A 15,674-nucleotide genomic window follows, 5' to 3' on the forward strand; every position below is an offset into this window, starting at 1 on the left:
GATTTGACTCAAAAACTGCCGCCATGACTGACAACCTCCCCCCACTGCTGCAAGTGACCGACTTGGTGCGCCACTACCCGGTACCGCGCCAACGCCTGTGGGGCGCGCGCCAAGCGGTGGCGGCGCTGTGCGGCGTCAGCTTGCAAGTGACGGCGGGGCGCAGCTTGGGCATCGTCGGCGAATCGGGCTCGGGCAAATCGACACTGGCGCGGCTGGTGATGGCGCTGGACACCCCCACCTCGGGCACGGTTGAAGTGCTGGGGCGCAATCTGCACGCGCTGCCAGCGGCTGAACTGCGCCGAGCGCGGCGCGATTTTCAGATGGTGTTTCAAGACCCCTACGGCTCGCTCGACCCGCGCCAAAACGTGCTGACCATCGTCACCGAACCGCTGCAAGCGCAGCGAAAAACGACGCGCACTGAGCAGCAAACCCGCGCCGCTGAAGTGCTGGACCAAGTCGGCCTGCGCCGCAGCGATTTGGACAAATACCCGCACGAATTTTCTGGCGGCCAGCGCCAGCGCATTGCCCTGGCGCGCGCCCTGATTACCCGCCCGCGCCTCATCGTCGCCGACGAGCCAGTCAGCGCGCTGGACGTGTCGGTGCAGGCGCAGGTGCTCAACCTGCTGCAAGACCTGCAGCGCGACTGCGGCATCACCTATTTGCTCATCAGCCACGATTTGGCGGTGGTCAACCACCTGTGCGACGACGTGGCAGTGCTGTACCAAGGGCGCATCGTCGAACAAGGTGCGCCCGGCCAGCTGTTTACCAACGCGCAGCACCCGTACACGCAAGCGCTGGTGGCGGCGGTGCCGCACCTGTGACGCTGGCTCGCATAGTGTAAAAAGCCATTCACTTTTGGAGAACCCCACCCATGCTCAACCGCCGCACCCTTCTTGCCACTGGCGCCTTGGTCAGCACCCCGCTGGTCTGGCCCCTGAATGCTTTGGCGCAGAGCAAAAAAGACAGCCTCACGCTGGCCATTGCGCTGGAGCCGCCGGGCCTTGACCCCACCGCCAGCGCCGCCTCGTCGATTGGCGAAATCGTGCTCTACAACGTCTTTGAGACGCTGACCAAAATCAACGCCGACGGCAGCGTCTCGCCGCTGCTGGCCGAGAGCTGGGAGGTTTCGTCCGACCTCAAGACCACCACGCTGCGGCTGCGCAAAGGGGTACGGTTTCACAATGGCGAGCCGTTCAACGCGGCAGCGGTCAAGTTCTCGTTTGACCGTGCCGGCGGCGACAAAAGCACCAACAAAGACAAGCGCACTTTTGCCAATCTCAAGACGCAGGTGGTGGACGAGCACACCGTGGTCATCCTGAATGAAGAAATTGACCCCGAATTTTTGTTCATGCTCGGCCAAGCCACGGCCATCATCGTTGAGCCGAAAAGCGTCGCCACCAATGCCACCAAGCCGGTCGGCACCGGCCCATATACGCTGGCCAAGTGGAGTAAAGGTGCCTCCATCACGCTGCGCGCTTGGGACGGTTTTCGCCACGCCAGCAGCCTGCGCATTCGCCGCGCCACCTTCCGCTTTATTCCCGACCCGGCCGCCCAAGTGGCCGCGCTGCTGGCCGGTGACGTAGACGTTTTTCCGCGTGTCACGCCGCGCAGCGTGGCGCAGTTCAAGGCCCATCCGCGCTTTCAGGTACTGGTCAGCGGCTCGCGTGCCAAGACCATTCTGGCCATTAACAATGCCCGCAAGCCACTGAACGATGTGCGTGTGCGCCGGGCGATTGCCGCCGCCATCGACCGCAAAGCCGTCATCGACGGCGGCGGCGACGGCTATGGCGTGCCGATTGGCAGCCACTACGTGCCGGGCGCTTTTGGCTATGTCGATACCACCGGCATCAACCCCTATGACGTGGACAAAGCCAAGCAGCTGCTGGCCGATGCCGGCGTCAAACTGCCACTCACGCTGACCATGACGCTGCCGCCGACACCGTATGCGCGCCAAGGCGGCGAGGTGATTGCCGCGCAACTGGCCAAGGTCGGCATCATCGCCAAGCTGCAAAACGTCGAATGGGCGCAGTGGCTCAGCGCCACCTATGGCAAGAAGAACTACGACCTGACGCTGATCTCGCACGTCGAGCCGTTTGACCTGGGCAACTTTGCCAAGCCGGACTATTACTGGGGCTACCAGTCACCGCAGTTCAACGCGCTGTACGAAAAAATCCAGACCACCACCCGCCCCGCCGACCGCGCCCGCCTGCTGGGCGACGCACAACGTTTGCTGGCAGAAGACGCGGCCTGCGCCTTTCTGTACCAACCGCAATGGATCACGGTAGCCACTAAAAATCTCAAGGGACTGTGGAAAGACATGCCGATATTCGTCAACGATTTGGCGGCCTTGTCTTGGGTTTGACGCCTGAGTTAATTTTTTAAAATTAAAGGGTTAACCCTGTTATTGCAAAAGTTGCACTATTTATAGAATCGGTTGCACTTAAATTGCCAGAAGGTGCAACCCATGTCTACCGTCACGCTCGGCCTCAAGGTCGACGAAGCACTGCGCAGCCGCATCAAAGAGGCGGCCACCCAGCAAGGCCGCACGCCCCACTGGCTCATCAAACAAGCGGTATTGCAGTACGTCGATCAAATTGAACGTGGCTTGTTGCCGCTAGGAACCACCGGTGCAACCGCTGCCGACGAAGGCGACGCCGCCGCGCCCAGCGGTGATACCGTGGTGCAACCTTTTCTGGATTGGGCGCAAAGCGTATTGCCGCAAACCGAATTGCGCGCCGCCATCACCGCCGCCTGGCACCGCCCCGAGCCGCAATGCCTGCCGATGCTGATGGCCTTGGCGCACACCACCGATGCGGCGCAGCGCAGTGCCACACAAACGCTGGCTACCCGTTTGGTCGAAGGCTTGCGCAATAAAAAAGACACCGGCGGCGTTGAGGCGCTGGTGCAAGAGTTTTCGCTCTCCAGCCAAGAGGGCGTGGCGCTGATGTGCTTGGCCGAAGCGCTGCTGCGCATCCCCGACAACGCCACACGCGACGCGCTGATCCGCGACAAAATTAGCCATGGCGACTGGCATTCACACTTGGGCAACTCGCCCTCGATGTTTGTCAACGCGGCGGTGTGGGGGCTGATGCTGACCGGCAAGCTGACCTCGACCAGCAGCGAAAAAAGCCTGACCACCTCACTGACGCGCCTAATTGGCAAGGGCGGCGAGCCGCTGATTCGCCAAGGCGTGCACCGCGCCATGAAGTTGATGGGCGAGCAGTTTGTCACCGGGCAAACTATCGCCGAAGCGCTGGCCAACAGCCGCGCCCTGGAAAAAGCCGGCTTTCGCTACTCCTACGACATGCTGGGTGAAGCCGCCGTGACCGAGCAAGATGCGGCGCGCTATTTGGCCTCTTACGAGCAGGCCATCCACGCCATCGGCAAGGCCTCGCACGGGCGCGGCATCCATGAGGGGCCGGGCATTTCGGTCAAGCTGTCGGCGCTGCACCCGCGCTACAGCCGCGCCCAGCGCGAGCGCGTCATGGACGAATTGCTGCCCCGGTTGCTGCAACTGACGCAACTGGCGCGCCAATACGACATTGGCCTGAACATCGACGCCGAAGAAGCCGACCGGCTGGAGCTGTCGCTCGACCTGCTGGAGCGCCTGTGTTTTGACCCCAGCTTGCAAGGCTGGAACGGCATCGGTTTTGTGGTGCAGGCGTATCAAAAGCGCTGCCCGTTTGTCATTGACTACCTGATTGATTTGGCGCGGCGCAGCAGCCACCGGCTGATGATTCGACTGGTCAAAGGCGCGTATTGGGACAGCGAAATCAAGCGCGCGCAGCTCGACGGTCTGGAGGGCTACCCGGTCTACACGCGCAAGGTCTACACCGACGTGGCGTACCTGGCCTGCGCGCGCAAACTGCTGGCTGCGCCCGACGCCATCTACCCGCAATTTGCCACGCACAACGCGCAAACCGTTGCCTCCATCTACCAGATGGCGGGCAACAACTACTACAGCGGCCAGTACGAATTCCAGTGCCTGCACGGCATGGGCGAGCCGCTGTACGAGCAGGTCACCGGCGCCATCAGCGAGGGCAAACTGGCCAGGCCGTGTCGCATTTACGCCCCGGTCGGCACGCACGAAACGCTGCTGGCCTACTTGGTGCGCCGCCTGTTAGAGAACGGTGCCAACACCTCGTTTGTCAACCGCATTGGCGATGTCAACGTGCCGGTGTCTGAGCTGGTGACCGACCCGGTCACCGAAGCCCTGCAAATCCAAGCCCACAGCGGCGAACTGGGCGCACCGCACGCCGGCATTGCCCTGCCGCGCCAGCTGTTTGCCGACCTGGGCGTGCAGTCGCGGCCCAATTCCTCGGGCCTGAACTTGGCGCACGAGCAGCAATTGGCCTCCTTGGCGGTCGGCCTGCTGCGCAGCACGCAAACCCTGTACACCGCACCGGTGGCCGAGGCTGGCGCTGCGCCCATCACGTTCGACAACGCCGACGGTTGGCAGCTGGTGCTGAATCCGGCAGACACGCGCGACCCCGTGGGCTGGGTGCGCCCAGCTACGGCGCAGGACGTGGAGCAGGCGGTCAGCCGCGCCACCAACACCGCACAAATTTGGCACGGCACGCCGCCGCAAGAGCGCGCCGCCTGCCTGCAACGCGCCGCCGACCTGCTGGAGCAAGAGACGCAAAACCTGCTCGGCCTGATCGTGCGCGAGGCCGGCAAGTCGCTGCCCAACGCCATCGCCGAAGTGCGCGAGGCGGTGGACTTCTTGCGCTACTACGCTGCCCAAGTCGCGGCCACGTTTGACAACGCCACCCACCGCCCGCTGGGCGTGGTGCTGTGCATCAGCCCGTGGAACTTTCCGCTGGCAATTTTTGCCGGCCAAGTCGCGGCTGCACTGGCCAGCGGCAATTGCGTGCTGGCCAAACCAGCCGAACAAACCCCGCTGGTCGCCGCGCAGATGGTGAAAATTTTGCACAGTGCTGGCGTACCGACGGGTGCCGTGCAACTGCTGCCGGGTGACGGCGAAAGCGTCGGCGCGGCGCTGGTAGCGCACCCGCAAGTGGCCGGCGTGCTGTTTACCGGCTCGACCGAAGTCGCGCGCCTGATTGCGCACAAGCTGGCGCAGCGCCTGAGCCCGCAGGGCCAGAGCATTCCGCTGATTGCCGAAACCGGCGGGCAAAACGCGCTGGTGGCCGACTCGTCGGCACTGGCCGAACAACTGGTCGGCGACGTGCTGGCCTCGGCGTTTGATTCGGCGGGTCAGCGCTGCTCGGCGCTGCGCCTGCTGTGCCTGCAAGAAGAAGGCGCTGACCGCGTCATCGAGATGGTGCGTTTGGCGATGGGCGAGTGGGTCATGGGCAACCCCGACAAGATGCACACCGACATAGGCCCAGTGATTGACGACAACGCCCGCGCGCAAATTGAGCAGCACATTGCGCAACTGCAAGCCCAAGGCCAGCGCGTGACGCGCATGGCGCGCGACGAAAGCGCCGGCCAAGGCCATTTCGTCATGCCGACGATGATTGAAATTGATAGCATCGAGCGCTTGCAGCGTGAGGTGTTTGGCCCGGTTTTGCATGTCTTGCGCTACCGCCGCGAGGATTTGCCGCAGGTGCTGGACGCCATCAACGCCACCGGCTATGGCCTGACGTTTGGCGTGCACAGCCGCATTGACGAAACCATTACCCAAGTCACGCGCCAAGTGCAGGCCGGCAATATCTACGTCAACCGCAACGTGATTGGCGCTGTCGTCGGCGTGCAGCCGTTTGGCGGCATGGGCCTGTCGGGCACTGGCCCCAAAGCCGGCGGGCCACTGTACCTGTACCGCCTGCTGCAAACCTGCACGGCGCAGGGCAATGCGGCGCTGTCGGCTTTGCCCGCCATGCCGATCAACCGCAGCATTTCCCCAGTGCCCACGCCCCAGCCGAGCGACATCGCACCGCTGCGCGCGCTGCACAGCCTGATTGCCGCGTTGCAGGGCCAAGCCTTTGCTGCCCTGCCCGGCTGGTACAGCAGCGGCGATGCCGCGCACACGCTGGCCGCGTGCCAAAGCTATGCGGCGCACAGCGTGCTGGGACAAATCTTCACTCTGCCCGGCCCGACCGGTGAGACCAACCGCTACCAGTTGCTGCCGCGCGGCGCGGTGTGGGCGCAGCCACACACTGCCGTCGGCCTGCTGCACCAGCTGGCGGCGGCGCTGGCCAGCGGCAACCCGCTGTGGCTGGCACCGCCCGCCGCCAACAGCCCGGTGGCGCAAGCGCTGGCCGCACTGCCCGCCGAAGTATTGGCCTATGTCGAGCAACGCGACCGCGCGCAGATTTTGGAGGCCGCACCCTTGGGCGCGCTGCTGTTTGAAGGCGACGGTGACGCATTGCAACGGCTGGCAGCGCAAATGGCGCAGCGCCCCGGTGCGCTGCTGCGCATCGAAAGCCTGAGCAGCACACAACTGGCCGATGGCACGCTGTACGACGTCAGCGCGCTGCTGCACGAGCAAAGCATCAGCACCAACACGGCAGCCGCTGGCGGCAATGCACAACTCATGACCATGGGTTAAGCGTTTTCCCCAGCCCGCGTTACTGCTCTACCGCCTCACACTTCCCGTCCGGCAAACCGGCTCCGCGCGCTGCCGACACCGCAGCGCGCGCCCGCTTGTCCTCCTCCCACCACCACGAGAGACTTTCATGAACTTCACCGATCCCACTGTGATCATGTTCAGCATTTACCTGTTTGCCATGCTGTTCATCGGTTTTCTAGGCTATCGCAGCACCAACAACCTCGACGACTACATTTTGGGCGGCCGCAGTCTGGGCAGCTTCGTCACCGCGCTGTCTGCTGGCGCGTCGGACATGAGCGGCTGGCTGCTGATGGGCCTGCCCGGCGCGGTCTATTTGTCCGGCCTGAGCGAGGCCTGGATTGGCGTCGGTCTGGTGATGGGCGCGTATTTGAATTGGCGCTTTGTCGCGGCCCGTTTGCGCCTGTACACCGAGCGCTCGGGCAACGCCCTGACGCTGCCCGACTTCTTTGCCAACCGTTTCGAAGACAACGCCAAGTTGCTGCGCGTGCTGACCACGCTGGTGATTTTGGTGTTCTTCACCATCTACTGCGCCTCGGGCGTGGTGGCCGGCGCGCGCCTGTTCGAGAATATGTTTGGTATGCCCTACCAAACCGCCCTGTGGGTCGGCGCGGCTTGCACCATCTCTTATGTGTTTATTGGTGGCTTTTTGGCCGTCAGCTGGACGGACACCATCCAGGCCTCGCTGATGATTACCGCGCTGATCGTAGCTCCGGTGGTCGGCTATTTGGCCGTCACCAATGGTCTGGAGCCGCAGCAATCGTTCACGGCCCTGATGGAGCCGGCCAAGCTGGACATGATGCGCGGCGCCTCGTTTGTCGGCATCGTGTCCTTGCTGGCGTGGGGCTTGGGCTACTTTGGCCAGCCGCACATTTTGGTGCGCTTTATGGCGGCTGAATCGGCAGCCATCATTCCGGCGGCACGCCGTATCAGCATGACGTGGATGATTTTGTGCCTGGCAGGCGCGGTGGCGGTCGGCTTTGTCGGCATTCCGTACTTTTTGACGCACAGCGGTGGTGCGTTAGCGGTGAACGCCAACTCGGAAACCGTGTTCATCGAAATGGCCAAACAGCTGTTCAACCCGTGGGTGGCCGGTCTGTTGCTGGCGGCTATTTTGGCGGCGGTGATGAGCACCTTGTCGTGCCAATTGCTGGTGTGCTCTAGCGCGCTGACCGAAGACATCTACCGCACCTTCTTGCGCAAAAACGCCAGCCAGACCGAATTGGTGTGGGTCGGCCGTGCCATGGTGATGATGATTGCGCTGGTGGCGATCGCCATTGCCAGCAACCCCGAGTCGAAAGTGCTGGGCATGGTCAGCTACGCATGGGCCGGTTTTGGCGCGGCGTTTGGCCCGGTGGTTATTTTGTCGCTGTTCTGGTCGCGCATGACGCGCAACGGCGCACTGGCCGGCATCTTGGTCGGCGCGGTCACGGTGGTGGTTTGGAAAAACTACATCGGCTTGGGCTTGTACGAAATCGTGCCCGGCTTTGTGTTGGCGACTTTGGCCGCCGTGGTGGTCAGCCGCATGGGCCAGCTGTCCAAGACCATGCTGAAAAAGCACAGCGAAGTAGACGCCGAAGTGCTGGCACTAGGACTATAAAAAGATAGCTGCTAGCGCACGTCTTTAAAGGGTTTAAGAGTGTTTTAACTCTCAAATCCTTTAAATTAAAGCGCTAGCAGCTATTGATTTAATAGCCCCATCAACGCTCTACGGCCAGTAGGCGCAAGGCCAGACCGAGAAACACCAAGCCAGCGGCGCGGTTGAGCCACTTTTGCGCCCGCGCCGAGCCTTGCAACAAGGCACCAAACGCGCCCGAAAAGCAGGCAATCGCGCCAAACACCAGCAGCGACGCCAGCATAAAAATGAGGCCCAGCAGCATGATTTGCAACGCCATACTGCCGCGCGCCGGCTCGGCAAACTGCGGCAAAAAAGCCAAGAAAAACACCAGCACTTTGGGGTTGGTCAAATTCATCACCACCCCGCGCCCGACCATGCGCGCGGCGTTGGTGGTCGGCGTCGCGGGCGCAGCGGTATCAACGTCCGCCGCCTGATTCACCGACACCGGCGCACGCAATGCTTGCCAAGCCAACCACGCCAAATACGCCGCGCCGCCGCTCTTGAGCAAGGTAAACGCCAGCGCCGACGCGGCAAATACCGCCGCCAGTCCCAGCGCCACCGCCGCCGTCTGCACGCACAAGCCCAAACACAGGCCGACCACCACGCACATCCCGGCACGCCAGCCACGCTGCGCCGACTGCAGCAGCACAAAAATATTGTCCGGGCCGGGCGTCAGCGCCAGCAGCAGCGAGACGCCAAAGAACGCCAGCAAGGTGTCGTAGGAAAGCATGGGGAAAGTGTGCAATGAAAGCGAACAACAAAAAACCGCAGCGCACTCAAGGTGGGCTGCGGTCTGAAAAAATGCGGGCGCGTCAGACAGGCTTCAGGCGCGGCCCATGACGGAGGCGGTGGCCATCAACTCTTCCAGCAGCGCAAACGACACTTTGCCGGACACGGCGTAGGGGTCGAGCTCGGGCTTTTCGGAGTATTTGAGCAAGATGGAATGGTTGAGCTTGGACAGATTTACCTGGCCCATCGTCCAACCACCAAAGCGGCGTTCGGCAATTTCTTCGTAGCTCAGCAGCTCAACATTCTTGTGACGCGGGTCGCGCTGGATGTGGCCGTACAGCTCGTTGACGGCCGAACGCCCGCCTTCGATGGCCTGCAAAAAGATGCCGCCGCCATAGCACAGGATGCCGGTGATGCCGCAGGGCGGGTTGTGCTGGCGCGACTGCGTCAGGATGGCTTCAATGGCGGTGGGCGAAGGGTCCACCGCGCGGCTGGCGTACAGCAGGCGTACCAACATGGTCAGTTTCTTCCGGGGATGAGTGACAAAAATTCGCGGCGCAGGTTGGGGTCTTTCAAAAAGACACCGCGCATGACGGAGTTGAGCATCTTGCTATCGAGCTCGCGCACACCGCGCCACGACATACAAAAGTGGCTGGCTTCCATGACGATGGCCAAGCCATCGGGCTGGGTCATTTCCATGATCAGGTCCGCCAGTTGCACCACCGCTTCTTCCTGGATTTGCGGGCGGCCCATGATCCAATCGACCAAGCGCGCGTATTTGGACAGGCCAATCACGTTGGTGTGTTCGTTGGGCATCACGCCAATCCAAATTTTGCCCATCACCGGGCAGAAATGGTGGCTGCAAGCGCTGCGCACGGTGAGCGGGCCGACGATCATCAGCTCGTTGAGGTGCTCGGCGTTGGGGAATTCGGTGATGGCGGGCGGCGGCACGTAGCGGCCGTTGAACACCTCATTCACATACATCTTGGCGACACGGCGCGCCGTGTTCTGCGTGTTGTGGTCGCCCTCGGTGTGGATGACCAGGCTGTCGAGCACGCCCTGCATCTTGATTTCGACTTCATCGAGCAGCAGGTCGAGTTCGCCCGGCTCGATGAACTCGGCAATGTTATCGTTGGCGTTAAAGCGCTTGCGCGCAGCCGTGAGGCGCTCACGGATCTTGACGGAAACAGGCGTTCCCTCGTCGCTGGTGGCAGGATGCATGTCGGCAGCAAGTGATCTGAACATGCCACCATCGTACCAGCGAACCACATTTCGCAGGTTACAAGGGCTTTTGCCATCTAACGCATATACAGCGAGCGCTGATAGCTATTAAAAATATAGTAAAAGACCCGCACTCAGTAACTTTTTCCAGCCACCCACAGGGCGGTGCGCATGATGCCAAAGGCCGCCCAATCCAGCGCGCGCTGGCGCCAAGGACGCAAGGCATAGCTGGCCGGATCGAGCAGGCGTCCGGCGCGGTCCATGGCCTGCACCAGCCGCTGGCGCAAATCCTGCGCAAAGCCGGCATCTTCAATCACCACATTGGCCTCGCGCGCCAGCAGCAGCGACAGCGGGTCCAAGTTGGACGAGCCTACTGTGGCCCAGGGGCGAGACGTCTGGGCGTCCATGACGGCCACCTTGGCGTGCAAGAAACTCGGTGCGTACTCATGAATTTCCACCCCTGCGGCCAGCAGCGCGCCATACACCGGCCGTGCGGCGTGGTACTGCATGAAGTATTCGTAGCGCCCCTGCAGCAGCAGGCGCACGCGCACGCCGCGCTGCGCCGCCAGCACCAGGGCTCGGCGCAGCTTGCGTCCGGGCACAAAGTAGGCATTGGCAATGATGATTTCTTCGCGTGCCAGACCGACCGCACGCAGGTAGGATTTTTCAATCCGGGTGCGGTCGCGCAGGTTGTCGCGCAGCACCAACGCAGCGCGCATACCGCTGGCGGCCTTGCGCCCGGCACGCTGCGCAGCGCTAGCCACACTGGCGGCGCGCAACGAGCGCAGTGCACTACTGAGGTGGTGGTGGCGGATCTCGCTGACGGCCTGGATGCGCCGCCACACCTTCTCCATGGCATCGCTGGCCTGGCTGGCCAAGCGGCCGCTGGCCTGCACGGCAAAATCAAAACGTGGCGCTTCCAGCGCGCCGTAGTTGGGATCGTAAAAATCGTCCAGTACGTTGATGCCGCCGCAAAACAGCACTTGGCGATCGACCACGCACAGCTTGCGGTGCAGGCGCTGCCAGCGCTGTGGCAGCAGCAGCCCCAGCGGCCCGAGGGGCGAATACACGCGGTATTGCACACCGGCGGTCTGAAAACGCTCGGCCCATGCTGGCGGCAAGGGTGCAGTGCCAAAGCCGTCCACCAGCACACAGGTGTGTACGCCGCGCTGCGCCGCGTGTACCAGCGCCTCGGCCACATCCGCGCCAGCGCCGGTCAAGTCAAAAATATAGGTTTCCAACTGGATGGCGACACGGGCCTCATCGATGGCCCGGATCAGCGCCGGAAACAGCTCCACGGTTCCCTGCAGCAGTTGTACGCAGTGCCCATCTCCCAGGTTGAGGCCTTTTTTCAAATGTGTGTCCTTGTTGTGCCATGCGGCGGGCACTGCAACATGGCAGTCCCTGCCCCCAAAGCTACACCCGAAACTCGGCGATCAACGGCAGGTGGTCGGACATGCGCCACCAGATGCGTCCACGCGGCACTTTCAGGCCCAGCGGCGTCAGGCCACGCACATAAATATGGTCCAACTGCACCAGCGGCAGACGCGCCGGGTAGGTCAGCGCCTGCGTGGCGTCGAACTCGATCAGGCCAAAACGCGCCAGGGCGGTCTTGATCTGCAGACCCCAATCGTTGAAGTCGCCGGCGACGATGAGCGGCGCATTTTCCGGAATTTCACGCTCAATGAACTGGCGAATGCGCTGCACCTGGCGCACCCGGCTGCCGGCAATCAGCCCCAGATGCACCACGATGACGTGCACATGCTTGCCCTGCAAATCGACCTGCACATGCAGCAGGCCGCGCTGCTCAAAGCGGTGGTCAGATATGTCCTCGTGCTGGTGGCCGATGACCGGCCAGCGCGTCAGCAGGGCGTTGCCGTGCTCGCCGTGTTTGGTAAAGGCATTGGTGCGGTACACCGACGAATAGCCTTCCGGGGCTAAAAATTCAGCCTGGGACACGTCGGGCCAGCGCTTGAAATACAGCGCCTCGCTGCGGTTCATCTTGCGCACTTCCTGCAGGCAGACGATGTCGGCATCGAGCTGCTCGACGGCGTGGCCCAGGTTGTGGATTTCCAAGCGACGCGCCGGGCCAATACCCGACACGCCTTTATGGATGTTGTAAGTAGCGACCCGCAGAATGCCGGAGTCATTGAGCAGAGTGGTCATCGTGGAACAAATTGTGGCAGTAACAGGATAGCCTCGGCATTCGAGGATGAAAAACAGCGATCTGCCGCCTCCCGCCAGGGCCACCAGCCACACGCCGTGTGTTCGCGCGGATTCAAAGTGATGGGGGTTTGGTCGGGCACTTGCAGGCTCAGCAGATGCTCCGTGTTGTACAGCACCCCGGGCGCATAGCGCGTCAGCCATTGCGGATAGATGGCGTAGACATTCTCCAAGTGCCAGTCGATCAGCACATGGCCCGGTGCCGTGGCGTCGATGCCGGTTTCTTCCTGCACTTCGCGCAGCGCCGTCGTCTGCCACGCCTCCGCCAGTGTGTCCTTGCTGCCCGTCACCGACTGCCAGAACACCGACCCATCGGGCGCCGGGTCGGTACGCCGAATCAATAAAACCTCCAACGCCCCAGTGTGGATGACCACCAGCACGGACTGGGGAATTTTGTAGTTTTTATTCCCCAATGCCATGGTTATTCCTTGCTAAAGAAAGGGCGCCCGAAGGCGCCCAGTTGCTTCATCCAAACCGGCAACCGCCCCTCAGACAGGCTTCACCGCATCCAGGTTACGCAAGCGGATGTGCAGCTCGCGCAGCTGCTTTTCGTCCACTGGCGATGGTGCTTGCGTCAACAGGCACTGGGCGCGCTGGGTTTTCGGGAAGGCGATCACGTCGCGGATCGACTCGGCGCCGGTCATCATGGTGACGATGCGGTCCAGACCAAAGGCCAAGCCGCCGTGCGGGGGCGCGCCGTATTGCAGCGCGTCCAGCAGGAAGCCAAACTTTTGCTGTGCGTCTTCGGGCGTGATCTTGAGCGCATCGAACACTTTTCGCTGCACGTCAGCACGGTGGATACGCACCGAGCCGCCGCCCATTTCCCAGCCGTTCAAGACCATGTCGTAGCCCTTGGAGATGCACTTCTCCGGGGCGGTGACCATGTAGTCTTCGTGGCCGTCTTTGGGCGCGGTGAAGGGGTGGTGCACAGCCACCCAGCGGTCGTTTTCTTCGTCGTGCTCGAACATCGGAAAGTCCACCACCCACAGCGGTGCCCAGCGGTCTTCAAACAGGCCGTGTTTCTTACCGAACTCGCTGTGGCCGATCTTGATGCGCAGCGCGCCAATAGCGTCGTTGACGATTTTTTCTTTGTCGGCACCAAAGAACAGCAGGTCGCCGTTTTGTGCGCCGGTGCGCTCCAACACTTCGGTCAACACGCTGTCTTGGATGTTTTTGACGATGGGCGACTGCAAGCCGTCACGGCCCTTGCTCAGGTCGTTGACCTTGATGTAAGCCAAGCCTTTGGCGCCGTAGATTTTGACGAACTCGGTGTAGGCATCGATCTCGCTGCGCGACAGGCCGCTGCCTTCGACCGCACCACCGGGCACGCGCAGGGCGACGACGCGGCCATTCTTCATGTTGGCGGCACCGGCAAACACCTTGAAGTCCACCGCCTTCATCACTTCGGTCAGCTCGGTGAATTCGAGCTTGACGCGCAGGTCGGGCTTGTCCGAGCCAAAGCGGTGCGCCGCGTCTTGGTAGGTCATGACCGGGAAATCACCCAAGTCCACGTTGAGCGTGTTCTGGAACACGGTCTTGATCATGTCTTGCGTCAGATCGCGGATTTCTTGCTCGTCCATGAACGAGGTTTCAATATCGATCTGCGTAAATTCAGGCTGGCGATCAGCGCGCAGGTCTTCATCGCGGAAGCACTTGGTGATTTGGTAGTAGCGGTCAAAGCCGGCCACCATCAGCAGTTGCTTGAACAACTGGGGCGACTGCGGCAGCGCAAAAAACTGGCCGTCGTGCACGCGGCTGGGCACCAAATAATCACGCGCGCCTTCGGGCGTGCTTTTGGTGAGCATCGGCGTTTCGATGTCGATAAAGCCGCTGATGTCAAGGAACTTGCGCACCTCCATCGCCACTTTGTAGCGCAGCTTCAGGTTGTTTTGCATGTACGGGCGGCGCAGGTCCAGCACACGGTGCGTCAGGCGCGTCGTCTCCGACAGGTTGTCTTCGTCGATCTGGAACGGCGGCGTGACCGAGGCGTTCAGCACGTTCAACTCGTGGCACAGCACTTCAATTTTGCCGCTGGGCAGATTGTCGTTGGTGGTACCTTCAGGACGGGCGCGCACCAAGCCTTTGACCTGCACGCAAAACTCGTTGCGCACGTCTTCGGCGATTTTGAACATCTCGGCGCGATCGGGGTCGCAGACGATTTGCACTGAGCCTTCGCGGTCGCGCAGGTCGATAAAAATAACACCGCCATGGTCGCGGCGGCGGTTAACCCAGCCCGACAGGGTGACGGTTTGGCCCAACAGGGCTTCGGTGACAAGACCGCAATAGTGGGAACGCATAGCCATGGCAGATTTCTGGCGCCGTTGTCGGCGCAAAGGGATAAAAAAAGATTAACGGGAAGCGGCCAGCAACGGATCGCTGGGAACCACCACTCCCATGGAAACGATATAGCGCAGGGCAGCATCGACGCTCATTTCCAGCTCGACGCACTCGCTCTTGCGCACCATCACAAAATAACCGCCCGTCGGATTGGGCGTGGTCGGCACGTAGACGCTGACGAATTCATCACGCAAGTAAGCGGCGACTTCACCATTGGGCGCCCCCGTGATGAAAGCCACCGTCCAGACGCCTTCGCGCGGCCACTGCACCAGCACGGCAGTGCGAAAGGCGTTGCCGCTCTCGGAAAATACGGTATCTGAGACCTGCTTGACGCTGGAATAAATCGAGCGCACCACCGGAATGCGGCTGACCAAAGCGTCGCCCCACTGCACCAGTTTGCGGCCGGCAAAATTGCTCGCCGTAGCGCCCACCACCAACAGAATCAGCAAAGTCAGCAGCACGCCAAAGCCGGGAATATGAAAACCCAGCAGCTTGTCCGGGTGCCAGGCGCCCGGCAGGATCAGCAAGGTCTGGTCGAGCAGACCAACGATCCAGTTGAGCACGGCGATAGTGATCGCTCCGGGAACGATCACCAGCAATCCGGTAAACAGCCATTTGCGAAAGTGCGCCATGCAAAAACCGGGTGTAGTCAGCTGGCGCTGGGGGCCGCAGAGGCAGCGGGCGCAGCAGCGGCTGCCGCTGGGGCGGCGGTGCTGGCAGGCGCGTCCTTGGCCGCAGCCGGGGCAGCAATCTGGCTGTCACTGGCGGCAGCTGGCGCATCAGTAGCGCCAGACGCGGGCGCGGCACCGGCGCCGCTGTTGCCGCCGCGAAAATCGGTGACGTACCAACCCGAGCCCTTGAGCTGAAAGCCGGCGGCCGTCAGCTGCTTGGTGAAGGTCTCGGCACCACATTCGGGGCAGGTGGTCAGCGGATCGGCGGACATTTTTTGCAGCACATCCTTGGCATGGCCACAGGAGCCGCATTTGTAGGCGTATATAGGCATGTCGTTCCAGGCGA

The 15,674-nt window shown here is 62.1% G+C and carries 13 protein-coding genes; 4 read left to right on the forward strand and 9 right to left on the reverse strand.

Going from position 1 to position 15,674, the window contains the following annotated elements:
* Positions 1-23 precede the first annotated feature (23 nt).
* The 4 genes from Q390_RS0115265 to putP all read left to right on the forward strand — a co-directional run bounded on the left by Q390_RS0115265 (position 24) and on the right by putP (position 8,129).
* On the forward strand, positions 24-821 hold the full coding sequence (locus Q390_RS0115265; protein ID WP_027996844.1) for an ATP-binding cassette domain-containing protein: 798 nt from the start codon (positions 24-26) through the stop codon (positions 819-821).
* A 50-nt stretch (positions 822-871) separates the two neighbouring features.
* Positions 872-2,362, forward strand: a complete 1,491-nt coding sequence (locus Q390_RS0115270; protein WP_027996845.1) for an ABC transporter substrate-binding protein — start codon at positions 872-874, stop codon at positions 2,360-2,362.
* A 102-nt stretch (positions 2,363-2,464) separates the two neighbouring features.
* Complete coding sequence (gene putA, locus Q390_RS0115275; protein WP_027996846.1) at positions 2,465-6,511, forward strand: trifunctional transcriptional regulator/proline dehydrogenase/L-glutamate gamma-semialdehyde dehydrogenase; 4,047 nt, start codon at positions 2,465-2,467, stop codon at positions 6,509-6,511.
* Positions 6,512-6,638: 127 nt separating this feature from the next.
* Positions 6,639-8,129 (forward strand): sodium/proline symporter PutP, encoded by a 1,491-nt coding sequence (gene putP, locus Q390_RS0115280; protein WP_027996847.1) that lies wholly within the window; start codon positions 6,639-6,641, stop codon positions 8,127-8,129.
* Positions 8,130-8,229: 100 nt separating this feature from the next.
* Here putP and Q390_RS0115285 read toward each other — a convergent pair whose 3' ends face one another.
* The 9 genes from Q390_RS0115285 to Q390_RS0115325 form a co-directional block, all read right to left on the reverse strand.
* Entirely contained in the window at positions 8,230-8,877 is a 648-nt protein-coding gene (locus Q390_RS0115285) for a LysE family translocator (protein ID WP_027996848.1), read from the reverse strand.
* A gap of 93 nt (positions 8,878-8,970) precedes the next feature.
* The gene (locus tag Q390_RS0115290) at positions 8,971-9,393 is read right to left on the reverse strand and encodes a BLUF domain-containing protein (RefSeq protein WP_027996849.1); all 423 of its coding nucleotides are present in this window, start codon (positions 9,391-9,393) and stop codon (positions 8,971-8,973) included.
* Positions 9,394-9,395: 2 nt separating this feature from the next.
* The gene (gene folE, locus Q390_RS0115295; protein WP_027996850.1) at positions 9,396-10,121 is read right to left on the reverse strand and encodes a GTP cyclohydrolase I; all 726 of its coding nucleotides are present in this window, start codon (positions 10,119-10,121) and stop codon (positions 9,396-9,398) included.
* A 110-nt stretch (positions 10,122-10,231) separates the two neighbouring features.
* Positions 10,232-11,452, reverse strand: a complete 1,221-nt coding sequence (gene clsB / locus Q390_RS0115300) for a cardiolipin synthase ClsB (RefSeq protein ID WP_027996851.1) — start codon at positions 11,450-11,452, stop codon at positions 10,232-10,234.
* Between the two features lie 61 nt (positions 11,453-11,513).
* Entirely contained in the window at positions 11,514-12,263 is a 750-nt protein-coding gene (locus Q390_RS0115305; protein WP_027996852.1) for an endonuclease/exonuclease/phosphatase family protein, read from the reverse strand.
* Positions 12,260-12,739 (reverse strand): dihydroneopterin triphosphate diphosphatase, encoded by a 480-nt coding sequence (gene nudB, locus Q390_RS0115310; protein WP_027996853.1) that lies wholly within the window; start codon positions 12,737-12,739, stop codon positions 12,260-12,262. The genes Q390_RS0115305 and nudB overlap by 4 nt, the downstream gene beginning before the upstream one ends.
* A gap of 69 nt (positions 12,740-12,808) precedes the next feature.
* Positions 12,809-14,623, reverse strand: coding sequence for an aspartate--tRNA ligase (gene aspS, locus Q390_RS0115315; protein ID WP_027996854.1), 1,815 nt, complete (start codon positions 14,621-14,623; stop codon positions 12,809-12,811).
* 45 nt (positions 14,624-14,668) lie between these two features.
* Positions 14,669-15,289, reverse strand: a complete 621-nt coding sequence (locus Q390_RS0115320; protein ID WP_027996855.1) for a DUF502 domain-containing protein — start codon at positions 15,287-15,289, stop codon at positions 14,669-14,671.
* 17 nt (positions 15,290-15,306) lie between these two features.
* The gene (locus Q390_RS0115325; RefSeq protein ID WP_027996856.1) at positions 15,307-15,660 is read right to left on the reverse strand and encodes an FmdB family zinc ribbon protein; all 354 of its coding nucleotides are present in this window, start codon (positions 15,658-15,660) and stop codon (positions 15,307-15,309) included.
* Positions 15,661-15,674: the final 14 nt, after the last annotated feature.

The sequence above is a fragment of the Simplicispira psychrophila DSM 11588 genome, from assembly GCF_000688255.1.
GTDB lineage: Bacteria > Pseudomonadota > Gammaproteobacteria > Burkholderiales > Burkholderiaceae_C > Simplicispira > Simplicispira psychrophila.